Origin of the sequence: Adhaeribacter pallidiroseus, from assembly GCF_003340495.1 — a bacterium.
Lineage (GTDB): Bacteria > Bacteroidota > Bacteroidia > Cytophagales > Hymenobacteraceae > Adhaeribacter > Adhaeribacter pallidiroseus.
Map to the genome: position 1 here is coordinate 5428053 of NZ_QASA01000001.1, position 24448 is coordinate 5452500.

Here is a 24448-nt window from a genome sequence, read left to right on the forward strand (position 1 = left end):
TAACCGAAACTGACTGTATATTGACTAATTCCGGATACTTTCGGGAACATCCGGTATAATATACAGGAAACGTTATTGCGTTTTAAGGCTAAAGTTGCGCGAAAACCCGCAGGAGGGTATTATCTAGAATAGGGTTGAGTAGCCTATCTTTAGAATGTTGGCAAGTCTGGCGAGCGAAATAATGGTCTATCGTTTAATGTACCGAACATAGCCGGTACAAACACAAGCCGGTGCGTTAAATTTCTGGAAGAACTTAACGTACCGGCTTCATTTTTTAAAATATTTCTTTTTAAGCTAAATACTACTGGGTAACTCTATCCTTGGTAAAGTACCGGGACCGGGGTAATTACGATTATTATCCATTTAAACTCTGCGGGAATGTTATCGTAGTAGAGCAAATTAGGAAACCTTAAATTTTTCACTCAAAGCGCTTTACCTATGATGTTGTATATTGGTGGTTTAGGAACATTGGAAATACTGGTGATTTCCGTGCTGGTCTTGGTTCCTTTAATCTTCATGCTCTGGGCCTTGGTGGAGGTATTACGAAGTGATTTTAAAGATAGTACTACCAAACTATTGTGGGTATTGGTTATTCTTTTTATCACTCCCCTCGGCTGGATATTATACTTTTTAATCGGTAGAAAACAAAGACTAACAACGTAACGCTTCTTCGCATTAAGGGTGAAATAAATCAGGACAATAGGGCCGGGAGCAAAATAGCCGCTTATTTAGGGTTAAAATAATCAAAACTATTGTAGTTAGATTTACAACACCACCGGATTTAACGGACTAGCGGCTAATTCGCCAGGCTTTACGCCGGGTAGCCAGCGTTCCAGGTCGGCTTCGCGGTTCTTGTTATCGGGTTCGATAGCGCGGGCACCATCGGAAAAGTAAATAATGGTCATTACTTCGCGCATGGTATGGGAATTATTGCCGGGAGCGCCGTGTAAGGTCCAGCCGGAGTGGAAGGTAGCGTCGCCGGCTTGCATGTAAGAGGTGGTACTAACCGGAAATTCGTGCTTTCGGATATAATGTTCCAGGTAACTCTGCGAAGCGTCCGAGATACCGAGTTTATCAATGTATCCATCGGTATGCGAGCCCGAAGCAAATTTCATAATGCCCATTTCTTCGGTAATATCCACCAGCGGCATCCAAAGGGTAATGGTTTTGTTGGTATCGAGGGGCCAATAATACTGGTCCTGGTGCCAGGGGGTGAAACCCCCACCGGGTTCTTTAAAAAGCGCTTGGTCGTGGTAAATACGTACGTTTTCGCAACCCATTAAAGCCGCGGCAATTTGGGCAAAGCGTTTCGCCAACACAAACCGCCGAACGGTTTCGTCTTGTTCCCAAAGGTTCATTATTTGCAGAAAAGCTTTGCCGTAAGTATCGCGTTCCGATAAAGCCCGGGTTTCGGTGTTGTATTTGGCAACGGCCGCGTTAATGGCTATCCGGTAGCCTTTTACTTCTTCGGTGCTGGCTACTTCGCGCAGCAGAATATGGCCATTCCGTTGGTACGCTTCTATGCTATTGGCACTAAGCGGATAAATGGCGGGAGTAGTGAGCGTTTCGTTCATATAAGGTATTGTTTAGGTAGTTCCGGTAAAATCTGCGGTACAAAAGAATAAAAATTTACTACTGGTTGCCACCTCTCTATTCACAACTTCTGATACGCCATTAAATAAATTTTTAAAAATTTGATTAAATACTTTAAATTAGTACAGATGCGGGCTTTATTAGAGAAAATAACGGCTACAGAGCAAGGCTCTTTTTCGATTCGGGAATTTAAATTGCCTTTCTTTGATGCTCCTCTGCATTTTCACCCGGAGATAGAACTTACTTTAATTGTGACGGGCCGGGGTAAACGCATTGTGGGTGACTCTATTGCGGATTTTGGCGATGGGGATCTGGCCTTGTTGGGTTCTGATTTACCCCACTATTGGCACAGCGATAAACAATACCAAGGCCACGGGTTACGGGCGCACGCTATTGTTATTCAATTTAGTCCGCAATTTTTAGGGCCGTATTTTTTCGCGGCACCGGAAATGACAAACATCCGGAAGTTATTGGATAAAGCGCAGCAAGGCCTGACTTTTCATAATAGTACCCGCACCGAAACTGCGGGTCGTATGCAGAACTTGTTGCAACTAAACGGCGCCAAACGGCTATTTGAACTTTTGGCTTTGTTAGATTTTCTGGCTGGTTCCCCGGAGCAGCAGCAACTAGCAAGTGCAGGTTTTAGCCAATACACCAACACTCACGACAGCGAACGGATTAACAACGTATGCCAGTACGTATTTAACTCTTTTACCGAAGAAGTTACCATAACGCACGCAGCAGCACTGGCCCACCTGAGCGTGCCGGCTTTTTGTTATTATTTTAAAAAACGGACCCGGCGCAGCTTTTCGCAGTTTGTCAACGAAATCCGGATTGGCCACGCTTGTAAATTGCTCATCGAAACTAACCGTACTATTTCCGATATCTGCTTCGCCAGTGGTTACCGCAACCTTTCCAATTTTAACCGCCGGTTTAAAGAAATAAAACACGCCTCACCGCTAGAATACCGCCGCCAGTTTTAAGTTTTTTTAAATTTAAAAAATCGGAAAATCACTTCTCTTTTCAGCCTTAAAGTAATTTTCATGCTTTATTCTTTCTTTTAAATATTTCAAATGAGAAAAGCGGTAGCTATAAGTAAACGACATCCGTTTGGCTCAGGAGCACCTGCTAGGGTTCCGGTACTGCGCAGCGGTATTCCGCAGCGGAGCGAGGAAAGGAAGACTAGCCCGTGCGGAAGAGCCAAACGGGCCCGCCGGCCAGGAGGCAAAGCTTGAAGCTAGAAAGTTAGATAGCACCAGTTTCTGGAGACTTGAAAAGGCTCTAAGTAAATATACTTGGTAAGCTGATCCGTTCAATCATGCAAAATTTTAAAAAATTAGAAATTTCCTTAATTTTAGAATCAATCAACTTTAACTTTTTAGATGAAACCTGTTATTCGGAAGTCAGCCAATCAAACAACCGGCTCTTTTACGGTTAAACGGTTGCACGATCCGCATTTTGATCCGAACTGGCATTTTCACCCGGAGTACCAGTTGTTTTTAGTGCTGGAGGGTACGGGTACGCGGTTTATCGGCGATTCTATTAAGCATTTCGAAGCCGGTGATTTGGTTTTTACCGGACCTAATTTGCCGCATTTGTGGCGCAGCGATACCGTCTATTTTAAAGGAAATCCGGAGTGCCAGGTACAAGGCATTGTGGTTTATTTTAACGCTAACTTTCTCGGGCCTGATTTTTTTAATAAACCCGAAATGTTCGGGTTGAAACACTTGCTGCAACAATCGGAAAGAGGTTTAGAAATACTTGGCTATACCCGCGACATTTTAACGCACCAGATAAAAGCCCTAGAACAGCTAAATGGCTTCGACCGGATACTGGTATTGCTGGAGATTCTGCATACATTAGCCCGATCTACGGAATACAATTTGTTATCCAGCATTGGTTTTACCAACACCTTTAAGCCTTCGGATACGCCCCGTATGCAGCAGGTACACGACTACGTATTAACAAATTTTAAAAATTCCATTTCGCTGGAAACCGTAGCCGAAGTGGCCAATATGAGCCCCTCGGCTTTTTGCCGGTATTTTAAAGCCCGGGCTAATAAAACGTTTTACGATTTTGTGAGCGAAATCCGGATTGGGCACGCCTGTAAATTACTCATCGAAGAAAAATGGGCGGTTACCCAGATTTGCTACGAGTGCGGTTATAAAACCTTATCTAATTTTAACAGCCAGTTTAAAGTTATTACGGGGCTTAGTCCTTTGCAATTCCAGAAGCAGTACTTAAGACGCAACCTTCCCGAAAATAAAAAAGCCGGATAAAAATCCGGCTTTTCGGTTATTAACGACGGTTATCATCGTTGTGGTCTCGGTTGCGCCACTGGTCGTTTTGCCGGCGGCGGGAATCATGTTCGTCGGCCCAGCGTGGTCCGGATTCGTTGTCCTGGTTAAAACTACGCGAATCCACGTGCCAATCTTGATTGTATTGGTTGTTATGTCTGTGCTGGTTGTGGTTATTCCGGTCATCATCCGGATGCGTGAAAGTACGCCAGTCTTCGCGTACCTGGTCGGCTATCCGGCCAAAAAAGCCCCGGTTATCTTGTTGGTCGTCGTGTAAACGGCGGTTATTGCGGTTGTTATCTCCTTGGCGATCATCTTCGTCTTGGCCTGGCCAGTGGCGGTTACCACTGCCATAACGGTAATCTTCGGCTTCAAACTGCTTGCGATCATCAAACATCCGCGGTTCTTCACCGGCGTAAAACTGGTTATCACTTTCTACGTACCGGTTTACATCGTACCGTTCGCCATTGTGGTTCCGGTTATCCGGGTAACGGGCGTCCTGATTCCGGTTGCCCTGGTTATAGTTAGTAGCGTTACCCCGGCCTTGGTTAAAATTATTCGGGTGGCGGTTATTCTGATTAAATTGATTATCATTTATCCGCTCTTCGTGGCGGTAATTATTTTGTCCCCGGTCAGCGGGCCAGTTTTGCTGATTTTGGTTATTCTGATGCTGATTACTCTGATTATTCCGGTAACTGTTCTCCCCCCACTTATAATTTTCGCGATGATCGTTATTATTGCGATTATCGCCGTAATTAATGTTAGAGTTCCGGTAAGAACTGTTGGGGTCAGCGCCGTAATGCTGCTGGCCTCTTTGGTTGTTGTTGGCATTGTTGTGGAAATCGCGACCACTCCGGTATTGTTCATTCCAGTTCTGGTTGCGGTTCTCTTCGGCTATCCGTTTTCCTGCGCGTTGGTTGTCTTCCAAACGATCGTCCCGATCATTCCGGTTCCTATTTTGATTATCTTGCATGGTTTTTCAGTTAAGTAAATAATGGTACTCCCGGTTATTACCGAGAGCAAGCATCATTTTCTACGAAGACAAAATGGTAGGGTTAAGATTTCTGCTTCTAACTCTTAATAAAATATAGAATTTTACTATTTAATTTTTTAGTTGCCTAGCAAAAGCCAATGGTTTCAGCAGTTTTTTGTGGTACATTTTTATTTAAAAAATATTTCACGAATGGGTTTAGTTTAGATAATTTTTAAAAACGATGTTTCAAAACCATGTTTGTATAGGGAAATAGAAAGAATTGCATGGAGTAATTAGAAGAAACTGAAAAAATTGTAATTCATTTTTTTGATTTTTATCAGATACCTGTAACTTACCAGAATAATCCGTTTTATTTCACGTCATGACCATTCAAGAGAGCAAGCAATTCTTTGAAGACAAAGGATACTTAGTAGGAGACGCCGTACAAATGTACCGTACAGAAGATGACAAACTTTTATTTGCCCGAATGCGGTTTTTGCATTTATTTTTTGAAAGTGGCATTAAAAAGAACTACGACGAGCAGTATCTCGAAAAACTGTGCCTGTACCTGGATAGTATGTGCCGTTTGGTATTTAACTACAACTTATTATATACTACAGAGCAACAAACTTATAATGCAATCAATCAGTTAGTGTTTTTTGCTTTGCCCAAAGACTTGCACGAAATTTTGTTGAACCTGCGTTTTCAGGAACTAATATTTTCGGAGCTAGAAGAATACGAAATTTGTGCGAATATCTCGTTCGCGCAAAAATGCGTGGTACATGAAATTGCCCGGAAAGCAGAATGAAAATTTAAATTTTTTAAAAAACAAGAAAGGCAGCTTATCCCATAAGCTGCCTTTCTTGTTTAAACTTATTTAGTTTATTCGTTTATCTTTTCCGGGGTTGCTGGCCGCCTTCGCCTTCTTCTTTTAATCCGGCCTGGTTATCCAAACTTCCGGTACTTAATTCATCTTTCCGGTTCTTGCCCGGTGTATTTTGCCCCGGACTTTGGGTATCCTCTCCTTGATGATTTCCTTTTTGACCGCTGTGACCAGGACCCATTCCCCCGCGGTGGGTGCCATGACCAGTATCTTTATCGCTAATGGTGTGTTGCTGGTGTCCTTTTTCGGCAGATGGAGTTGTCCCCATTCCGCTTTTTTCACCAGGTCCACCGCCCTGACGGCCTAATACATCGCCACCACCGTTAAAATCATCGTGCGCCTGACCTTTGTCAATTTGGCCACCCACATCATTTACATCGTCTAAACTGCGGTTATTTTCATCAACATTCGTTACCGCATCAATATTATCAATCTGAGGCGCATTTGGTGTCGTTTGTCCCTGACTATTGCCACTATCTTTTGTTGCCATCCTATTATACGTTTACAGTTAAAAACTCGTGCCATGCGTTTGCATGTGCTACAAGCTTACGCGGTAACGGCCCTACAAGTTGAGTAAAGTCAAAAGCAAAAAAGGCTTTCAGCACTTTTGTACCGAAAGCCTTCTGAAAATTTAAAAAATTTGCCTGATAGCAGGTTAGGAGCAAAGGAATAATAATTGGCAAAAATCTAAATATAATCTATCGTTGGTTAATGTATTGTTCCAGTTCCCGGATACTGGTTTCATAGGAAAAAGCATCGTTTACTACGTAAAAGTTGCGCCGGTCGCAGGTAGCATTATAAGCAAACTTAGCGAAGTTCAGGCGGGTATCTTCGTATTGGAATTGTTCCAGAATGGCTTTTAAATCTTCGGCCAGAATACTGTTCTGGCTAAGGGCCTGCCGGGCAATAGATTCTTTGCTGCTTTCGCTCCTTTTTGTGGCCATACTTTGCAGCAACCGGTCTATTTGTTGGTTATCCAGCACGTCCCGGCATTGGTCGGTGCCGTAGTTGTTATCTGTTTCTTCTGGGAGTTGATAAGAATCATTATCCCGTGGGTAATCTGTGTCGTCGTAAGTACCGGGTTGCGGGTACCGGGGTAAAGAGGGCCGACGATCCGGATAAGCGCGGTACAAAGGTTTCTCCGCTACTTTTTGCACAAAAGCTTGGTGACCATAACCCATTACCTGCAACATAAATTCGCTTTGCCGGCCGGCTTCCAGAAACACCTTGGTTCGGTGCACAAGTACGCCCCGGCGGGAAGGTATCCGAAACTCGGCAATATGAAAACCCGCCGGAATATCGTGCAGGCGAATAACGTTGGTGGCGCCTCTGTTCACAAAACGCCCATCGAAAATAAACTGAAAAGATTCGCCTCTTTTACTAAAGAAAGTTGCCGTAGCCGCCGGAAAAGCAACTACGCTTTGACCCCAGAAAAAAAGTCCACAAAATAAGGCTGCCAAACGTATCATATTAGTAATTCTATTATTAGGTAAAACGCACAGCTGTTTCCCTGATTTTCAAATTTTTAAATTTTTGAACCATAACGTTGTTAAAACTTATTGCAAAATTTAAAAATTTGTCCGGAATAAAGGCTTCTGATTTCTAAGTAAAAGCCAATTATTATGCCAATAAAAAAGCTGCTGCGTATTCCGCATCAGCCTTTTGCTTAGATGAATAGTTATGAAAAACTAATAATTAAATTCGCCAAAGGTACTCTTGATGGTAAGCTGGTTTTGTGCGCTGGCTTCTACTCGCCCGATTATTTTGGCTTCGATGTTAAACGATTGCGCGATCGTTAGTAAATCGGCAGCGTAAGCCTCGTTTAAGTAGATTTCCAAGCGGTGTCCCATGTTAAATACTTTGTACATTTCGGCCCAGTTGGTCTGGCTTTCCTGTTGAATAATCTGAAATAAAGGCGGGATATCGAATAAATTATCTTTAATGATATGCACCTGATCGGTAAAATGTAACACTTTGGTCTGGCCACCGCCGCTGCAATGCACCATGCCGTGAATATTGGCGCGGTGCTGGTTGAAAATTTCCTTCACTAATGGCGCGTAAGTGCGGGTAGGAGAAAGTACTAATTTACCCACATCCAAACCGGTGCCGACTACCTCATCGGTAAGTTTGTATTTGCCGGAATATACTAAGTCAGCAGGAACACCTGGGTCGTAGCTCTCGGGGTATTTTTCGGCTAAGTATTTATGAAAAACATCGTGCCGGGCCGAAGTTAAGCCGTTACTACCCATGCCGCCGTTATACTCAGTTTCGTAAGTAGCTTGCCCAAAGGAAGCAAAACCCACGATAACATCACCCGGTTGAATGGTATGGTTCGAGATTACTTCGTCGCGGCGCATGCGGGCGGTAACGGTGCTATCCACAATAATGGTTCTTACTAAATCGCCGACATCGGCGGTTTCGCCACCGGTGCTGTAAATGCCGATGCCGTTGTCGCGGAGCATTTGCAGAATTTCTTCGGTGCCGTTAATTATAGCGGCAATTACTTCGCCGGGTATCCGATTTTTGTTACGGCCAATGGTGGAGGACAGTAAAATAGTATCGGTAGCCCCCACGCACAGCAAATCGTCGGTGTTCATGATAATAGCATCCTGGGCAATGCCTTTCCAAACGGATAAGTCGCTGGTTTCGCGCCAGTACAAATACGCTAATGCGGATTTGGTACCCGCGCCATCGGCGTGCATGATGTTGCAGTAATCCGGGTCGTTGCCCAACATGTCCGGAATAATTTTGCAGAAAGCCTTCGGGAAAAGTCCTTTGTCTATATTTTTGATAGCCGCGTGTACGTCTTCTTTAGAAGCTGAAACACCCCGCCGCAAGTACCTGTTTTCCATTTTTAGTTGTTCGTTATTCGTTGTTCGTTGTTTGATTTAATATCTTGAAAAAATCTAGAACGATAACAACGGTACAAAAATAAGAAAGCCGCTTTAATAAGCGGCTTTCTGTTGTATTCTCTTTAAAAATTTAAAATTTTAACTAGCTAACTACGAGCAACGTCCTAAGCTTGACATTTTGGTGTTATTAGAGGGCGTTATTATTTACTGAAGTCGATTTTTACTTTTATTTCTGTTGTAAAATTATTAATTATATTTTTTAGCCAAGTGTCGAATCTTATCTCTTTGTCATGTTTATAAACGTCAAAGGCTTCAGGTTGCTTTTCTTGGAAAAGTTTGAGAAAGTCCGAGTAACTTATTGGTCCATCAATTGATTTTACAATCTTTTCAATCTTAGACTCTATTTGATTTATTAGATTTCCCTTTTTCTTTTTAGGTAATCTGACATCTTCTCCAAAAGCTTGAAGTCGAAGGAACGCTTCATTTTTAACAGAATAAACTAAGTCATTCATCATTAGCTGCCAAAGAATATCAATCGATTGTCTGCTTTTCCATTTTCCTAATTCTTCAACAGCTAATAGCCTACTTGTCGCATCAAGTTTGTTTGAAGCCATTTTTTTTAGATCTTCAATATTTGGCGCTGGTTCTTCTCTGAAGATATATTTCATTTTTAATTTTTATAATGCTTTTTAACGAAGCTACTGCGCAATGCGGGTTACTTTAAACTCGGTACGGCGGTTGCGCTGGTGTTCTTCTTCGGTTTTGGCGTTCTTTACAATTAAACGAGTTTCGCCGTAACCTTTGGCGGTAATCCGGTTTGAGGCAATACCTTTGGAAATAATATAATCTACCGCCGATTGCGCCCGGCGTTGCGACAGATCCAGGTTATAAGCATCTTTTCCGCGTACGTCGGTGTGGGAACTCAACTCAATGGTGATTTTCGGGTTGTCGTTTAAAGTCTGCACAATTTTATCTAACTCGATGGCGGCATCCGGCCGGATATCGGCTTTATCCAAGTCGTAGTAAATATTTTCGACCACAATCGGCTTATCTTTCACGATTTTACTTAAAACTAAATCGGCTGTTAAGCGAATATCGGTTTCGGGTTTGGTAAGCTGGGCTTGCGGCGGGGTTTTACCAATGGTAGTAATGGCGCGGCGAGCAGCAAAATAGCCCGGGTTTTCCGCCAGTACCGAGTAAGCCGTAGCGGTGTCTAGTTTAAAGCTTAGTTTCCCATCGGGAGAAGTAAAAGCCTGATCCACGGCGGTACCTTTGGCATCTTGCAACTCTACCCGGATGCGGCTCATGGGTTTATAGTTAGTTGTGTTGGGCAATAACTCCCGAACGGTAACATCTACGTAAAAATTAACCAGCTTGGGCTTCGCTTTCTTAAAAAAGTAAATATCATCACTGCCTTTACCCCCTTCTCTATTAGACGAGAAATAACCCGATTCGTTGTTGAGCATGTAGGGAGCAAAATCATCAGCGTTGGAATTTACGGGTACGCCCAGGTTTACGGGTTTGCCATTATCTATCCGGAAGATATCTAAATTGCCTAAGCCCGGATGCCCATCGGAAGAAATATATAAAGTGTTATCTTCGGTAACAAACGGGAAATTTTCGTTGCCCGGCGTATTAATTTCAGGACCTAAGTTTTCGGGAGTAGAGAACCGACCTTGCGCATCTAGGGTAGAACGGTAAATATCATTACCGCCCTGTCCGCCTTTGCGGTCGGAGGCAAAATACAAGGTTTTACCATCCGGCGATAATACCGGCGATGAATCCCAGGCATCTTTGCTGTTTACACTCAATAGGCGGGGCTCTGACCAAGTGCCTTTAAAGCGCGAAACGTATAAATCTACGTTTAAGGTGCCTTTGCGCTTGCCGGTGTTACTGCGGGCAAAAATCATGGTGGTGCCGTCTTTGCTAAACGTTACGGCGGCTTCGTGGGCTTCGGGAGTGTTAATCGGATCACTTATTTTGCGTACCGTTCCGCCGGTAAGCTGCACCGAATCTGCGAAGCGAACCGCGAAAAGGTCGTTAAATCCTTCGCCGTTGCCGGCGTATTTTTTACCATCGCGGGTAGAGGCAAAATATAATTCGCCGTTAAGCATGGTGGGCGCAAACTCGGCCGCCGCCGTATTTAACTCATCCAGCGGTTTAATTTCGTTGTAAGTTTTGGTGTTGATAATGCCCGGAATCGCGCCCATATTACCGGCTTCGCGTTGGGCCCGCGCTACTAACAGTTTATTGCTACCCGCTTCGGCATAACGCGAAAATTGCGCACCGGCTTCGTTGTATTTGGCATTGGCTTTTAAAGCTAAGCCATAGTAAAAAATAGCTTCTTCTTTTTTGAAACCGGTATTAAGGGCGGCCTGGTAAAAAGGTTCGGCTTGCGCAATCCGGTTCGATAAACGGTAGGATTCGGCTAATTTAAAATTGACAGGACCGGGTTCTTTGGTGTTCTTCAGGGCTTGCTCATATAAGCGGATGGCATCTTCGTATTCGCCCTGGACAAATTTTTTATCGGCTTTCCCTACACTGCTTAAGGTTTTGCAAGAAGTAAAACCCGCCAGAACGGCGAGCAAGGCAATCAGGTAAAATCTATTCATGTTGCGGTAGCGTGGCAAGTAGCTGGTAATTTTTAAAAAATTGTACGTTTTATTACTAACCTGGTATACTGGATTCTAACAAATGGTACGGCTAACTAGCATTAAATAAAATGGGTTATTCCCGTAAATGCTAAAGAAACCACTATTATTTACAAGTAAGGTAATATATAAACGTAAAACTTAAACAAAATATTTGGCTAGCCAGGTTTCTTTTGCCGGTTTTGGCCAGACGGCCTGTAATTGACCGCTGGTGTGGAGCAAGGTGTCGAAATAAAGCGAATCGGCTTGAATAAGCCCTTCCTTAATTTTATTTTTTATCTCGGGTAAGGGTACGGTCTGGATCGTGTCGTTGTGCAGGAAAGCCAGCTGGGTACGGTCGAAGAAAGATACGTTAAATATGGATTCTAACTGCTTTACAAAATGCACCGACGCATCGATGGAGCAGCCACTCGGCGAATTTATAGCCTCGTTATTAGCTATCACTAGGAAACGATTATACAACAACTCCGCGGAGGCCTGCAGCTTGTCGCCGTGACTGGTCCATTGCGTTATAAAATCTACTAACAGCGGTTTTACTTGCTCTACTTCCACGTCGGTTAAAGGCCGGCTGGCCTGGTAAATCCACAGACGGGAGCGGGGTGGTAATTGTTCGAAAGGAATGTACATGTTATTTGGTCGTTAATCCATGTTCCGCCATTTTTGATTTATGAATGGGCGCTTCCGGAGGTTTGTTATTTATTATAACCGAAACAGGTAAAAAAGTTTACTACCTAAAACCTTAAAACAGCAAAAAGTTAAAAAAAATTGTTTTTAACTTTAAAGAAAAATTGCCAAACAAGAAATGCGCGATGTCCATTTAAAGCGGCAGGCTAGATTATTATTTAATATTACCACAAGGCAAAGGTGCGTTTGTAGCTCGTTAGCTATCGACTATGAACCATGTTAAGCATTCAGATTTTCGGCGGAGGCAATGAGTTCGGCAATGTCAAATACTTTTACCTGTTCTTCCTGGTTTTTGTTTTTTACGCCGTCGCTAAGCATGGTCATGCAAAACGGACAGCCCACCGCAATTACCGAAGCCCCGGTGGCTAAGGCTTCTTCGGTTCGTTCAATGTTAATGTCTTTTTTGCCGGGTTCGGGTTCTTTCCACATTTGGGCACCGCCCGCGCCGCAGCACAATCCATTTGCCCGACTTCGTTTCATTTCTACCAGATCCGCATCCAAAGCCGCTAGTACTTCGCGGGGCGCTTCGTAAATGCCGTTGGCCCGACCCAAGTAACACGAATCGTGGAAAGTAATGCGTTTGCCTTTAAAAGCTTCGCCACCGGCTACGCGCACTTTGCCATCGTTAATCAACTGCTGCAAAAACGTGGAATGATGAATAACCTCGTAATTGCCGCCCAAACCCGGATATTCGTTTTTGAGGGTGTTAAAGCAATGCGGACATGCGGTTACTATTTTTTTTATATTATACCCGTTCAGCACTTCAATATTGGTCATGGCTTGCATTTGAAACAGGAATTCGTTACCGGCCCGTTTCGCCGGGTCGCCGGTGCAGCTTTCTTCTAAACCTAATACCGCGTATTTTACACCTACATGCTCCAGTATCCGCACAAAAGCCCGTGTTACATTTTTATACCGGTCGTCGAAAGCGCCGGCGCAACCCACCCAAAATAATATTTCCGGTTCTTCCCCTCGAGCCATCAGGTCGGCCATAACCGGTACCGTTATTTGTTTCTTATCACTCATGCTTTTTAGATGCTAGACATTAGATGTTAGACTTTTTAAAAATTACTATATCTTCTGCCTTGATTTATTACTTATTTCATTGAAGTTCGCCGAGTTCATTCCATCAATTTTTTTAAATTTTATTGCCTATTTGAATTCAGAATAAATTTAAAAAATTGCCCAACTTTTCAACCTTTTAACTTTCCAATCTGCAACCTACTTCGTATTCACGAATAAGTTATCGGCCCAGTTCAGGCGATCGGAGGGGGAAAAAGCCCAGGGAGCGCCGTTGTTTTCGAGGTTGGTGAACATGGCATTTAAAGCCGCTGGAGCTGCCGATTCTTCGAGTACCAGGTAGCGCCGCATTTCCATAATGGAGGACAACTGATCGATGTTGACGGGGCAGGATTCTACGCAAGCATTGCAGGTGGTGCAGGCCCAAAGTTCTTCGGGGGTTACATAACCACGTAATAAAGTTTTTTCTTCGGTTACTTTTACGCGTGGTTCGCCTTGTTCTTTATAATAATTCGGTTTAAAAATAGCCGGATGTTCGCCTTTTTCTTCCATGCGGTCGCGGGTATCCATCACAATTTTACGCGGCGACAGCAGCTTGCCGGTTATGTTGGCGGGGCACACATCCGTACACCTTCCACATTCGGTACAGGTATAGGCATCCATGAGTTGCTTCCAATTAAGATCTTCTACGTCTTTCGCACCGAATTTTTGCGGTTCAACTCCTTCGGGCAACGGCGGCACCTGGTAGCTGGGGTCCAGCATGGCTTTAATTTCGTGCGTAATGCTTTCGTTGATGGTAAACTTCCCTTTAGGTTCTAGATTGGAGTAATACACGTTTGGGAAGGCCATAATAATATGGAAGTGCTTGGAGCTGGGCAGATAATTTAAAAAAGCAAAAATTCCCAAAATATGAAACCACCAACCAACGCTCCGGACAGCTTCTAAGCCAGCCAAGTGCGTGGTATGTATACTTTTTGCCAGCAAATTACTAATCGGGAAGCTGCCCGCTAATTCTTCGCCCGAAATAGCGGCTAATTTTAAATCGGCGGTGTTAAAAGCAAACAAGGCCAGCATTAACACGATTTCGGTAATTAAAATAACATTTGCGTCTAGTTGATTCCAAGCCCGCATTTCCGGCCCACGGGTCAGGCGAGGAACCTTGGTTACGTTTCGGCGAATCAAAAACAACACGCAGGCAATAATTACCAGAAAAGCTAATACTTCATTAACCGCCATTAAGGCGCTGTACACGGGGCCGAGAAAGCTTAAAGCGCGGTGCGTGCCAAAAATACCATCCATTACAATTTCCAGCACTTCAATATTTATAACTACAAACCCTATGTAAACAATACCGTGCAGAATAGCCGGCCAGGGCCGTTTGAACATTTTCTGCTGCCCAAAAGCTACCAGTATTAATTTGTTCAGGCGTTTCGCTGTACTTCCTTTTATTTCTTTATCCCGGCCTAGATTGATATTCCGGCGAATTTTTCGAATTTGCCAAATGAATAATCCGACCGCTAAAACTGTAATTATGAGAAATAAGATGTTGCTTATCATCGGCAATAAAATTTGTTATGCATAACGAGTACGTAAGATACCAAACAATTATTACATAATCCAGGCAAAATTATTTCCTAAATGTATTTGCAACATAAGTGTAAAGTATTACTTTTGCATCACTTTTTAACAAAAGGAGCTGGTGATGTAGCTCAGTCGGTAGAGCAAAGGACTGAAAATCCTTGTGTCGTTGGTTCGATTCCAATCATCACCACCAGCTTAAAAACCCGTAATATGCCTGAAAGCTTATTACGGGTTTTTTATTTTAGAAATACCGCTATGTTTATTTAAATCTAATCAACGAGCCTCCTTTTTACCATACAGCAGGCTAGCTTCTATGGAATGGTATACTTGCGTTTGCTCCATGAGGCGTTTATCAAAAAAAATATAAAATAATTAGGCTAAGCGCTTATTTTACTTTACCAGCAGCATTCTCCAGAACTACATTAGAAAGCACGGCAGTATCTACTTTGTCGGGTATGTGGGAGCAAAAGCCAATACCCACATAAAATGGTCCGTCAATGTTTAACTCAATAGGTTCGCCTAGTTGGTGCATGGGCTCGCCCGCCATACTGACATAAATAGCAAAGGCGTTACCCCGCTTTTCAATACCAATGCGTTTGGCCGGTCCAATTTCTTTTTCATTATGTGTTTGAGATGCCGGTAAGCCACCTCGTTTGTCTACCTTCATTTCCTTTAGACTTTGGTTCTTCTCTGGTCGCCAGGCTAGGTGCAGCAAACCGCCGCCGTGTAGGGCCACCATGGCTTCTTTGGCATCATCCTCCAGGCTCTGGCGAATAATAACCACGGCTTTGCGGTCGAAATAACCTTCTTTATCCGGAAAATCAATGTCAGCCGCCAGGGATATATCACCCGACATTTTTTTCCAGAGAAAACGAAACTCATCCCGGGTATACCAGATATTATAACCAGCCGAGCTAATAGTATATTGCTTGGTAGCCGGGTTGTAACTGGAGGAGCCCGGCACCACCGCTGCTCCTACATCGCTCTGCCCTTCAAATAACCCTAGCCGCTTGTTTTCGGTACGGACGGGCCTGTGAAAATCTAATGGCGGTGGCACTTGTTTATGCGTGGCAGAGCCGGGCAGCGCCCACTCGGGTACTTCTACTTTGGTGGTGGCTGTTTGAGCAAAAGCCGGGTGCGATGCCGTACCCAGTACCACAGCCGGCACGATAATAATGCAAGCCTTTTTTATATTCTGGATGTACCGGTAGGTATTTTTTAATTTTGAAATTTTTTTCATTGTAACTGGATTTATTTTGTGAGATAAAAAACTGTGTTGGAATACCGTTACAGAAATAACGAAACGGCAAATACCTTTTTTTACTAATTACTTTATTATTTATCCTTGTTGTTTTACCTTAAGCAGTAGCCTGGAAAATTAAACGAATCCAACCAAACTTGTTAGTGCATTACCGAAGGTAAATTTTAAAAATCTAAAGAGAAATAAGGGTAAATACTAAAATAAAACTACTTTTCGGCTATCTCCGAATTACTGACAAAGGAAATAGACTTGCTGTCCGGCGACCACGAGTTAACGTTAATAGTGCCCTGCCCGCCGTATAAGTAAGCAATTACTTTAGAGGTGCCGCCACTTGTGGGCATTAAGCGTAACGTTACCCGCTGGTAAGAAGGATGGGCATTCGGATCAATATCCGTCGGGAAAGAAATATAAGCAATCCATTTACCATCCGGCGAAATGTGCGGAAACCAGTTATGGTTTTCATCAAACGTTATTTGCTCTTTACCGGAACCATCGGGTTTCATCCGCCAGACTTGCATGGTGCCGGTAGGGTTGGCATTGTAGTAAATATACTTGCCGTCCGGCGAATATTCCGGCCCATCCACGTGGCCCGAAGTGTTTTGAGTGAGCGGTACTTCTTTACCCGTGTTTATATCAGCCCGATACAAATTATAAATTTTGCTGCCATTACGCTGCCCCACTATGGTAACTTCCTTACTATTAGGCGCCCAACCGTGCCAGTAAGAAGGAGTTTGTTCGGTAACCAGTTTGGGCGTGCCGCCGGATAAGGGCAATACATATACGGCCGACCCGCCCCCGGTTGATCCTTCCCGGGAACTGCTAATGGCGAGCAGTTTTTTATTAAACGAAATACCGTGGTCGTTGTTATTGCGGGATACCGTGCCGGTATTTAGTTTTTCCGGGGTGCCGCCGGTTACCGGAATGGTATGTAAAGAGCCGCCTTCGTTAAATAAGAGCTTTTTCCCATCGGGCATCCAATTGGGCGCTTCAAAACGGCCTGTAGATTCCCGGATAACTTTTCTTTTACCATCTAAAACAGTCATGGTTTCTAAACGACAGCCCATTATTCCTTGGTTAGTCGCCAGGGTTTTCTGAATCTGCGGATTAGGATGATAATTGCTGGGCACGGGTTTATCTATACGTACATTCCAAACCCGGGCTTCTTCCGTTACTTCTGGGTCGTGCGACGAGATGAACAAACCGGCCAATACGGCATCCGGCAGATCGGGCATGTCGTGGGAACCAACTTCCTGCAACGGCTCTCCCCAATTGGCCACCCGCATAATTACCTTTTTGCCGTTACGTTCTAATTGCACTACCTGGAATACGGTTTTTTTGGCGTAAAATATTTCATCTTGCGGGTCGCGCATATAAGCTCCGCGCAGCGGCCGCCATTGCATAACCGTCAGGCCATCGCCGTGAACCACGGCATTAATGCTGGCTGCGGCCTCATCCGCCGATTCCCGGATCATCCAACCAATTTTCCGGTGACCATTGCCTTTTGCGCCAACAAACTCAAAATTAGCCGTTAGTATAAAGTCGCCTTTAATTTTATTATACAAGTAATGAAATTCGTCGCGGTTAAACCAGATATTATCGCCGCCACCTTTTATAGAATAAGTCTGGGTAGTGGCATCATAGCTGGAAGCGCCTGCTTTTTTGGGCTTTCCGATATCGCCATGATTTTGAAAAATTCCTACCGCTTCTGATTGGGCAAAAGCTACCTGGCAAAAGCAGCTAAGTAAAATAATAGCTAAAAATTTAGTCATGTTCCGTTGAGTTTCTGTTAGTGAGTTACCACTTTAGTTTAAGGATTAAAAAGTAAGTTTTTTTAAATAATCGATATTATGTTTTACGCTAGCCATGGGCTCCCCGGCGTATTCTTCCTGTTCCACGAAGAAATATTTCATCCCCGATTTCTTGGCATTTTCAAACATCTGGGTAATGTTAATGCGGCCGGTACCAAACTCGGTGCTTTCTTCTTTGTCTTTTTTCATGTCTTTTAAATGCCAGAGCGGAAAACGGTTCGGGTATTTCTGAAAGTAATGCAAAGGATCGTGGCCGGTTACAATCACCCAACCCAGGTCCAGTTCCATTTTCACCAGGTCTGGATCGGTTTCTTCCAGCAGCACATCGTATAAAGTTTTGCCGTTTTCTTTCGCAAACTCATATTCGTGGTTATGGTAACCAAAAATTAAGTTAGCCTTTTTACAAGCTTCGGCCGATTTGTTAAATGTTTCTGCCACTTGCTGGTAATTACTAACTGTTTGGCCGGTAGTGGGTAAAGAAGAACAAATTAGATACTGCTGGCCCGATTCGGCTGCTTCATCCACGGTTTTTTGCCAGTCTTTATCGATGTGCACGTGGCCGCTGCGGATGTTCAGGCCCAGGTCTTTGGTTACTTGTTTTATTTCTTTGGCGCTTAAGCCGTAATAATGGCCTTTGGCGCTGCGGGCAGATTCCAGTTCTTTATAGCCCAGTTTGGCCAACTGGGCGAGAGTTTTTTTGGCATCCTTCAGCATTTCGTTACGCACCGTGTATAACTGAATACCCACATTTTGTACTTTGGCCGCGGTAGCTACATAGGGCAAAGCAAAGGCTCCGATTGTTAAAGCACCGGTAGATTTTAAAAAATTTCTTCTGGAAAGCATTTTGTTAAAAGCGTTAATTTGATTATTGAATTTTTAAATTTTATACCGAAGCAACATCCGGAATTAACAAACTATTATTACAATAAATGGCAATAGCAGATTGAAATATAGCTAAACCGAAAGTAAATGGTTCCTTCTTCTAGCGTTTAGCAAGAACGGGTAGCATTCTTCTTATAACTTCTTTATTTTAATATTGCGCCATCTCGAAACCCCGCCCGGTTTCCACCGGTCTTTTCCTAAACCTTTATCGTTATCGTGTACTTCCAGGGAAATATGGCCTTCGCGGCCTAACAAGTTAGCAATGGCTTCTTTGTTATAGTTAGGATGTGCAATTTTAGCGGTGTCTAACTCACAGATTTTAACGTTGTTTATCCAGGAGGTGAGGTAAGGATATTTTCCTTCGCACCGGATTTTAAAAGTATTCCAATCAGCCCACTTCCAGGTTGCTAAAAATTCTTCTACTGGGGCCGCGTAAGCTAATAATTTAATTTTAGCATCGGTAATTTGCTCGATGGTGGTAGCGGGCTTTTCGGCAACTAAACCTACCGGGTTACCAGCGGCATCATACTTGGCGTCAAAGTTATAGGGCAGGGCATGAAAACCGGCTAAACCGTTCCCGTAAAACCCCCCAATTCCGCCGGATTTCCGATGATCCACGAGTACCTGGTACCCAGGACTTCCTTCAGAACGAGCCCTTAAAAGTATTCCGGTATCTACCGGCCAATCCGGCTTAGCATCAATCAGTAATTCAAAATCGCCGTATTTTTCATCGGTAACCAGGTAGCTGCCCAATCCTTCCTGATCCTGTCCGCCGATAATAACGCCGTTCTCTACGGTCCATTTTCCTTGGCTGGTTAGCGCCCGCTTATATCCTTCTTTGTTTTTATCGGGTTCCGGACCACCCGGGTAAGGCGAGGTTGGGATCCGGGAAGAGGTATGCCAGCCCTGGAGGGTATTTCCCTTAATCAAATCTGTATAGCCATCTGCCGCAAGATTTTTATCTAAAATAGAATTGCTCGGAAGAAAACTGTAGCCAGGTATAAAACAAGATGCCGCCAGGGCACTCTGCTGAATAAATCTTCGCCTTCTCATAAATGATTGGTTAAATATATTTTACAAAATTTAAGGGTTAAAAGCACCAGCCATTCTATTGCCCCTAAGCAGAAGAAGGCTGGTGCTTTTAACTTAAAATTTTGCTATACCAAATAAAGGCCGGTTGTGCGAAAGAAGGCAAAGGTATATTTCAACAAATGCAATGGTATTTTTGCACCGGAAAGTTAATTTTCTGAAAACCAGGATAGAAAAGGTTCTTGTTTTGGAGCATTTAATTATCGGAGGCAGCCTCCATTTTTACGTCGGCGTGTAACTTAGCGTACTCCGATGGGCTTAAACCAAACTGCTTTTTAAAACAAGTTCTGAAGTACTGCAAGTCGTTAAACCCAACGTCGTAGGTTACTTCGGATACATGGAGCTGCTGCTGTTTTAATAATTGGGCGGCTCTTTTTAACCGGATCGTCCGGATGAATTCTACGGCGGTCTGGCCGGTTAAGGCTTTTATTTTCCGGTATAAAGGCATGCGGCTCATGGCGACATCTTCGCCTAAATCTTCTACCCGGTACTCGGTATTCGCCATGTTTTTCTCGATGCTTTCGAGCACCTTTTTCATAAAAATCTCATCCAGCGGCGTAATTGTAATTTCTTTAGGTTCCAGAATTAATTTATTGTTTTGCGCAAACCGGTCCCGCAGCACTTCTCTGGATTTTATCAGGTTTTTTACGCGCACTTCTAACTCATTCGAATCAAAAGGTTTGGAAACATAATCATCGGCACCGGTTTCTAATCCCTCAATTTTATTTTCGGAATCGGCCTGGGCGGTTAGTAAAATAAGCGGGATGTGCGAAGTTTGCACGTTGTTTTTTAAAGCCCGGCACAGTTCTACGCCGTTCATTTTGGGCATGAGTACATCCGAAATTATTAAATCCGGCATTTTATCCAGACCCATTTTCAAGCCATCTGCTCCGTTGGCGGCTTCCAGTACGTGGTAATTTTGTTCTAATCTTTCTTTTAAATAAGTCCGCAGATCGGTGTTATCTTCCACCAACAAAATTACCGGCAGTTCCACTTCCTTAGATTTAGAATCATTTGTTGTTGTTACGGTGGCGGCAGAAGCTAATGGTTCTATACTGGTTGATGCTGGGTTTTTAAAGGTTGGCTGCCAATCCGGTACTTCTAGCTCCGGTTCTTTTAAATGCGCTTTGCCTAAGGGTAACAGTACTTTAAAAGTAGTACCAATCCCTAATTTACTTTCTACTTCTATTTTGCCCTGGTGCAGCTCTACTAATTCTTTGGCCAACGATAAACCAATGCCGGTACCTTCTATGTCGCCGGGATGTACCCGCTGCGCTACCTGGTAAAAATGGTCGAAAACATAATTCACACAATCTGCCGGAATGCCCACGCCACTATCGGTTACACAAATTGCAACGTAGGCTATCGGGCACTGATTGTTCGACGCTTTTTCCCCGGAGCGGGTTACTAATTCTACTGCCAGCTTAATTTCGCCGGTACTGGTAAACTTAAAGGCGTTGGAAAGCAAGTTAAGAAATACTTTTTCCAACTTATCCGGATCAAAATAAACCAGAATTGGTTCGACGGGATGTTCGAAAGAAAATTTTAAATTTTTCTTTTGGGCGTAAGACTCAAACGACGAGAAAATGGTTTTTAGGAAATCTATCAGGTTTACCCGGGCGGCTTCTAGTTGCATATGACCGGAATCCAGCTTTGATAAATCGAGTAATTGATTAATGAGGCGCAGTAATCTTTCGGCATTCCGAATCATTACCTGGTATTGCTGTTTGAAATCGCCGTTAAATTTTCCGCTGTACATGTCTTTTAACGGACTCAAAATTAAGGTAAGCGGGGTACGGAATTCATGAGAAATATTGGCAAAGAAATTAGACTTTAAACGTTCCATTTCCTGCATTTTGGTTAATTCCAAGTGCTCCAGTTGCAAATCGGCTTTTAACCGAAGCTGTTTAATCAAATTTTGCCGGTACCAGATTAATAATCCGGCAAACGCTAAACTGTAAAGCGAATAAGCCCACCAGGTTTTCCACCAAGGGGGCGTAATGGTAATTTTTACGGTTGCTTCTTCTTTGTTCCAGAGATCATTGGTAATCGTGCTTCTTACCCGGAAGGTATAGGTGCCGGGTGGCACTTTGGCGTAATTGGCGCTTCTTTGATTGCCGGCCTTTTGCCAGTCTTTATCGTAACCCACCAGCTTGTAAGCATACCGGATTTTAGAAGCGAGCGCGTAATTTAAAGCAACAAAACCAAAGCTAAAATCACTTTGATCATAAGACAGGGTAATTTCTTTGGTTTCGCTGATGTGCTGGCGCAATGGCGAGTTTTTCTGGTTAGGTTTAATTAAAGTATGCCGGATATTAAATTGAGTTAAATACAAAGGGGCAGTAAATAACCGGTCGTGGATGTTGGCCGGAAAAAAAGAATTAAACCCGTTTACGCCGCCAAAAAATAGCTCGCCTGCTTTACTTTTCAGGTAAGACCCCCGGATAAATTCCGGCGATTGTAAACCGTCGGCGGTAGTGTAATTTTTAAATTTTTTACCAGCCGCATCAAAACGGCTGATTCCTTGGTTGGTACTCAGCCATAAAAATCCTTTATTATCTTCCAGAATACCGTTTATGACATTATCCGGTAAGCCATCTTCTTTGCGATAAACCTCAAAAGTTTGTTGTTGGTAATTAAATTTATTTAAGCCTTTCCAGGTGCCTATCCATAAGTTATGGTTCTTGTCTTCGGTAATGGCATTAATAACGTTGCTGCTTAAGCTGCCCGGGCTGTTTGAATCGTAATTATAACGGGTAAAAGTTACCTGGTCTTTACCGGCCCAATGCATTAAATTTAACCCGCCGCCATCCGTGCCAATCCATAAATTCTTTTTACTGTCTTCAAATATTTTAATAATTTTATTATTACTGAGGCTGGTAGCGTCATTATGATTGTAATTGTAATGCGAGAAGGAATCTGTATGCGGGTCGTACAAATTAAGGCCCCCCAAAAAAACGCCCACCCATAATTTACCGGAACTATCTTCGCACAAACTAAAAATATTATTCCCGTTAATACTGGCCGGGTCCGCCGCATTAGGCAGATACCGTTTAAAAGTTTGTGTTTTTTTATCAAACCGGTTTAAACCGCCGCCCCAGGTACCCACCCATAAATGGTGCTGGCGGTCCATTAACAGCGAAAGCACCGAATTGCTGCCTAAACTATTATCTTTTAAAGGGTCGTGGGTGTAATGAACATATTTATTTGTTTTTCTATCTAAGTAACTTAAACCACCGCCATCCGTGCCCAGCCACAAGTTTCCGGAATCATCTTCTAAAAAGCAGGTAACATCCCGGTTACTTAAAGTGTAGTTTCCGGAGGGGTATATATTGTAATGATTAAATTTTTGCTGGTGCGGGTCCCACTTATCCAGTCCCCGGTTCCGGGCGCCAATCCACATGGTGCCTACCTTATCCCGGTAGATAGACCACAGCGAATTACTACTAATGCTATACGGGTCCAGCGGATTAGGCGAATAATTGGTAAAGGTGTTCTGTTCCTGGTCATAAATAGAAAGCCCGCCAATCTGGGTGCCAATCCAGAGCCGGCCAGCTAAATCTTCCGAAATACTTATAATGGAATTATTGCTTAAACAATTAGGGTTACTTTTTTGGTGCTGGTACCGTTTAAATACTACCCCGGCCGGAGTTTCCATAAAAAGATTCAAGCCATTTTGGGTACCCAGCCAAATATTACCTTTCGAATCTTTATAACAAGTTCTGACTACATTATTGCTCAGGCTGCTGCTATTAGTGGCGTCGTATTTATGGTGTTTAAACGATTTATTAACCCGGTCAAATAATTCTAAGCCGCCGCCTTTGGTACCCACCCACAAGTTATTCTTGCTGTCTTCGAAAATAACCCCGATGTTATTATCCGCAAGACTGCGGGAATCAGTAATATCGTTCCGGTAATGAGTAAAGCTTTTTTTATCCTGCCGAAATACATTCAAGCCATTTTCCGTACCCACCCATAAAGCATGATTTTTGTCTTCGTAAATACAGTTAACAGAATTAAAACTTAAGCTATTGGGGTTGCTTTTATTATGAGTAAAGTGCGAAAAAGTATCGTTGTCGCGGTTATAAAGATTTAAGCCTCCTTCCAGAGTGCCTACCCACAAGTTGCCTTTACTATCTTCGAATAAACAGCTTACGTAGCTATGGCTTAAACTAGAACTATCTTCATTTACGTTTTCGTAAGTAGTAAACTCTACGCCATCGTACCGGTTAAGTCCGTTTCGGGTACCAAACCACATAAATCCTTTGCGGTCCTGCCACATACAAGTAACCGTACTCTGCGAAAGCCCGGCAGATAAATGCTCGAATTTGAGATTACTACCACCCTGCTTCGTTTGAGACCAGCCGTTAAAGGTTGGCCAAACTAAAAGAACTAAGGTTACGATTAAAACAGATTCCCCCTTCAACAACCGCATCATTTTATTTTCCAAAAAGTACTGCCCCCTAATTTATCCGCTTTTATGAAACTACCAGTTACGATGAGGTAAGTAGTTTTATTACTCCTGTAGGTAACTCATTAGTTAAACTAGTAGAATTAATAAATAAGATTTAGTTGTTAAAAGCAGATAAAGCAGTTATAGCCGTGAGAAGCTAATTGTAAATTATATAGTAAGATTACCTTAAAAATGCAGCTTCGTTAACAACTAAAGTTTATTCTTAAAAAATATTAATTTTAAGAGAAATAACTGTTTAAAATACAGATTTAGCGAGATATTAACAAGATCCCTTTATCTTATTTTACAACTTTAAAAGTTAACAGAATTAAATTGCGGCTGGGCGTATGATGGCCACTATTTATAACTTATAGATAAAGCAGCCGGAAGGAAAATCAAAAAACTACTAGGAAATACTCTG

At 43.1% G+C, this 24448-nt stretch carries 19 protein-coding genes and 1 tRNA gene; 5 read left to right on the forward strand and 15 right to left on the reverse strand.

Annotation, left to right across the window (positions count from 1 at the left end):
• The first annotated feature begins 438 nt into the window (after positions 1–438).
• Positions 439–663: a PLDc N-terminal domain-containing protein gene (locus AHMF7616_RS21615; protein WP_115374777.1), complete on the forward strand. Its 225-nt coding sequence runs from the start codon at positions 439–441 to the stop codon at positions 661–663.
• A gap of 101 nt (positions 664–764) precedes the next feature.
• Here the strand turns inward: AHMF7616_RS21615 and AHMF7616_RS21620 are convergent, their stop codons facing one another.
• Entirely contained in the window at positions 765–1574 is an 810-nt protein-coding gene (locus tag AHMF7616_RS21620; RefSeq protein ID WP_115374778.1) for a phytanoyl-CoA dioxygenase family protein, read from the reverse strand.
• A 147-nt stretch (positions 1575–1721) separates the two neighbouring features.
• On the opposite strand from AHMF7616_RS21620, the gene AHMF7616_RS21625 reads away from it, so the two are divergent.
• Positions 1722–2576 (forward strand): AraC family transcriptional regulator, encoded by an 855-nt coding sequence (locus AHMF7616_RS21625; protein WP_147275752.1) that lies wholly within the window; start codon positions 1722–1724, stop codon positions 2574–2576.
• Between the two features lie 399 nt (positions 2577–2975).
• Positions 2976–3872, forward strand: a complete 897-nt coding sequence (locus AHMF7616_RS21635) for an AraC family transcriptional regulator (RefSeq protein WP_115374781.1) — start codon at positions 2976–2978, stop codon at positions 3870–3872.
• 19 nt (positions 3873–3891) lie between these two features.
• Here AHMF7616_RS21635 and AHMF7616_RS21640 read toward each other — a convergent pair whose 3' ends face one another.
• Positions 3892–4863 (reverse strand): hypothetical protein, encoded by a 972-nt coding sequence (locus AHMF7616_RS21640; protein WP_115374782.1) that lies wholly within the window; start codon positions 4861–4863, stop codon positions 3892–3894.
• 382 nt (positions 4864–5245) lie between these two features.
• Here AHMF7616_RS21640 and AHMF7616_RS21645 point away from each other — a divergent pair, with 382 nt between their 5' ends.
• Positions 5246–5671 (forward strand): hypothetical protein, encoded by a 426-nt coding sequence (locus AHMF7616_RS21645; protein WP_115374783.1) that lies wholly within the window; start codon positions 5246–5248, stop codon positions 5669–5671.
• Positions 5672–5753: 82 nt separating this feature from the next.
• Here AHMF7616_RS21645 and AHMF7616_RS21650 read toward each other — a convergent pair whose 3' ends face one another.
• The 8 genes from AHMF7616_RS21650 to AHMF7616_RS21690 form a co-directional block, all read right to left on the reverse strand.
• Positions 5754–6236 carry a hypothetical protein gene (locus AHMF7616_RS21650; RefSeq protein WP_115374784.1) on the reverse strand — a complete coding sequence of 161 codons (483 nt, stop codon included), beginning with the start codon at positions 6234–6236 and terminating at the stop codon, positions 5754–5756.
• A gap of 208 nt (positions 6237–6444) precedes the next feature.
• Positions 6445–7215 (reverse strand): proline and serine-rich protein 1 family protein, encoded by a 771-nt coding sequence (locus AHMF7616_RS21660; RefSeq protein ID WP_115374786.1) that lies wholly within the window; start codon positions 7213–7215, stop codon positions 6445–6447.
• Between the two features lie 219 nt (positions 7216–7434).
• Entirely contained in the window at positions 7435–8598 is a 1164-nt protein-coding gene (locus tag AHMF7616_RS21665; protein ID WP_115374787.1) for an AIR synthase related protein, read from the reverse strand.
• A 200-nt stretch (positions 8599–8798) separates the two neighbouring features.
• Entirely contained in the window at positions 8799–9266 is a 468-nt protein-coding gene (locus AHMF7616_RS21670) for a hypothetical protein (RefSeq protein ID WP_115374788.1), read from the reverse strand.
• A 30-nt stretch (positions 9267–9296) separates the two neighbouring features.
• Positions 9297–11210 carry a CHU_0125 family OmpA-like outer membrane integrity protein gene (locus tag AHMF7616_RS21675; RefSeq protein WP_115374789.1) on the reverse strand — a complete coding sequence of 638 codons (1914 nt, stop codon included), beginning with the start codon at positions 11208–11210 and terminating at the stop codon, positions 9297–9299.
• Between the two features lie 180 nt (positions 11211–11390).
• The gene (locus AHMF7616_RS21680) at positions 11391–11876 is read right to left on the reverse strand and encodes a hypothetical protein (protein ID WP_115374790.1); all 486 of its coding nucleotides are present in this window, start codon (positions 11874–11876) and stop codon (positions 11391–11393) included.
• Positions 11877–12152: 276 nt separating this feature from the next.
• Positions 12153–12926 carry a (Fe-S)-binding protein gene (locus AHMF7616_RS21685; RefSeq protein ID WP_115375724.1) on the reverse strand — a complete coding sequence of 258 codons (774 nt, stop codon included), beginning with the start codon at positions 12924–12926 and terminating at the stop codon, positions 12153–12155.
• 228 nt (positions 12927–13154) lie between these two features.
• Positions 13155–14516: a 4Fe-4S dicluster domain-containing protein gene (locus AHMF7616_RS21690; protein WP_115374791.1), complete on the reverse strand. Its 1362-nt coding sequence runs from the start codon at positions 14514–14516 to the stop codon at positions 13155–13157.
• 135 nt (positions 14517–14651) lie between these two features.
• On the opposite strand from AHMF7616_RS21690, the gene AHMF7616_RS21695 reads away from it, so the two are divergent.
• A tRNA-Phe gene (locus AHMF7616_RS21695) sits at positions 14652–14727 on the forward strand.
• Positions 14728–14919: 192 nt separating this feature from the next.
• Here AHMF7616_RS21695 and AHMF7616_RS26835 read toward each other — a convergent pair.
• The 5 genes from AHMF7616_RS26835 to AHMF7616_RS21720 form a co-directional block, all read right to left on the reverse strand.
• Positions 14920–15774 carry a hypothetical protein gene (locus AHMF7616_RS26835; RefSeq protein WP_199474304.1) on the reverse strand — a complete coding sequence of 285 codons (855 nt, stop codon included), beginning with the start codon at positions 15772–15774 and terminating at the stop codon, positions 14920–14922.
• A 227-nt stretch (positions 15775–16001) separates the two neighbouring features.
• Positions 16002–17564, reverse strand: a complete 1563-nt coding sequence (locus tag AHMF7616_RS21705; RefSeq protein WP_115374792.1) for a TolB family protein — start codon at positions 17562–17564, stop codon at positions 16002–16004.
• A 45-nt stretch (positions 17565–17609) separates the two neighbouring features.
• On the reverse strand, positions 17610–18446 hold the full coding sequence (locus AHMF7616_RS21710) for a TIM barrel protein (protein ID WP_115374793.1): 837 nt from the start codon (positions 18444–18446) through the stop codon (positions 17610–17612).
• 171 nt (positions 18447–18617) lie between these two features.
• Entirely contained in the window at positions 18618–19538 is a 921-nt protein-coding gene (locus AHMF7616_RS21715; RefSeq protein ID WP_115374794.1) for a 3-keto-disaccharide hydrolase, read from the reverse strand.
• Between the two features lie 232 nt (positions 19539–19770).
• On the reverse strand, positions 19771–23856 hold the full coding sequence (locus AHMF7616_RS21720; protein ID WP_158546223.1) for a hybrid sensor histidine kinase/response regulator transcription factor: 4086 nt from the start codon (positions 23854–23856) through the stop codon (positions 19771–19773).
• Between the last annotated feature and the right edge of the window lie 592 nt (positions 23857–24448).

What these genes read in the sequence shown, in the direction of transcription:
- AHMF7616_RS26835 (WP_199474304.1), bottom strand. Translation starts at nt 15,774, where the DNA reads ATGAAAAAAATTTCAAAATTAAAAAATACCTACCGGTACATCCAGAAT.
- AHMF7616_RS21720 (WP_158546223.1), bottom strand. Translation starts at nt 23,856, where the DNA reads ATGTGGCAGGACCGCAAAGGATTTATGTGGTTTGGTACCCGAAACGGA.
- AHMF7616_RS21615 (WP_115374777.1), top strand. Translation starts at nt 439, where the DNA reads ATGATGTTGTATATTGGTGGTTTAGGAACATTGGAAATACTGGTGATT.
- AHMF7616_RS21645 (WP_115374783.1), top strand. Translation starts at nt 5,246, where the DNA reads ATGACCATTCAAGAGAGCAAGCAATTCTTTGAAGACAAAGGATACTTA.
- AHMF7616_RS21710 (WP_115374793.1), bottom strand. Translation starts at nt 18,446, where the DNA reads ATGCTTTCCAGAAGAAATTTTTTAAAATCTACCGGTGCTTTAACAATC.
- AHMF7616_RS21635 (WP_115374781.1), top strand. Translation starts at nt 2,976, where the DNA reads ATGAAACCTGTTATTCGGAAGTCAGCCAATCAAACAACCGGCTCTTTT.
- AHMF7616_RS21665 (WP_115374787.1), bottom strand. Translation starts at nt 8,598, where the DNA reads ATGGAAAACAGGTACTTGCGGCGGGGTGTTTCAGCTTCTAAAGAAGAC.
- AHMF7616_RS21675 (WP_115374789.1), bottom strand. Translation starts at nt 11,210, where the DNA reads ATGAATAGATTTTACCTGATTGCCTTGCTCGCCGTTCTGGCGGGTTTT.
- AHMF7616_RS21705 (WP_115374792.1), bottom strand. Translation starts at nt 17,564, where the DNA reads ATGACTAAATTTTTAGCTATTATTTTACTTAGCTGCTTTTGCCAGGTA.
- AHMF7616_RS21685 (WP_115375724.1), bottom strand. Translation starts at nt 12,926, where the DNA reads ATGGCCGACCTGATGGCTCGAGGGGAAGAACCGGAAATATTATTTTGG.
- AHMF7616_RS21650 (WP_115374784.1), bottom strand. Translation starts at nt 6,236, where the DNA reads ATGGCAACAAAAGATAGTGGCAATAGTCAGGGACAAACGACACCAAAT.
- AHMF7616_RS21625 (WP_147275752.1), top strand. Translation starts at nt 1,722, where the DNA reads ATGCGGGCTTTATTAGAGAAAATAACGGCTACAGAGCAAGGCTCTTTT.
- AHMF7616_RS21715 (WP_115374794.1), bottom strand. Translation starts at nt 19,538, where the DNA reads ATGAGAAGGCGAAGATTTATTCAGCAGAGTGCCCTGGCGGCATCTTGT.
- AHMF7616_RS21670 (WP_115374788.1), bottom strand. Translation starts at nt 9,266, where the DNA reads ATGAAATATATCTTCAGAGAAGAACCAGCGCCAAATATTGAAGATCTA.
- AHMF7616_RS21640 (WP_115374782.1), bottom strand. Translation starts at nt 4,863, where the DNA reads ATGCAAGATAATCAAAATAGGAACCGGAATGATCGGGACGATCGTTTG.
- AHMF7616_RS21620 (WP_115374778.1), bottom strand. Translation starts at nt 1,574, where the DNA reads ATGAACGAAACGCTCACTACTCCCGCCATTTATCCGCTTAGTGCCAAT.
- AHMF7616_RS21660 (WP_115374786.1), bottom strand. Translation starts at nt 7,215, where the DNA reads ATGATACGTTTGGCAGCCTTATTTTGTGGACTTTTTTTCTGGGGTCAA.
- AHMF7616_RS21680 (WP_115374790.1), bottom strand. Translation starts at nt 11,876, where the DNA reads ATGTACATTCCTTTCGAACAATTACCACCCCGCTCCCGTCTGTGGATT.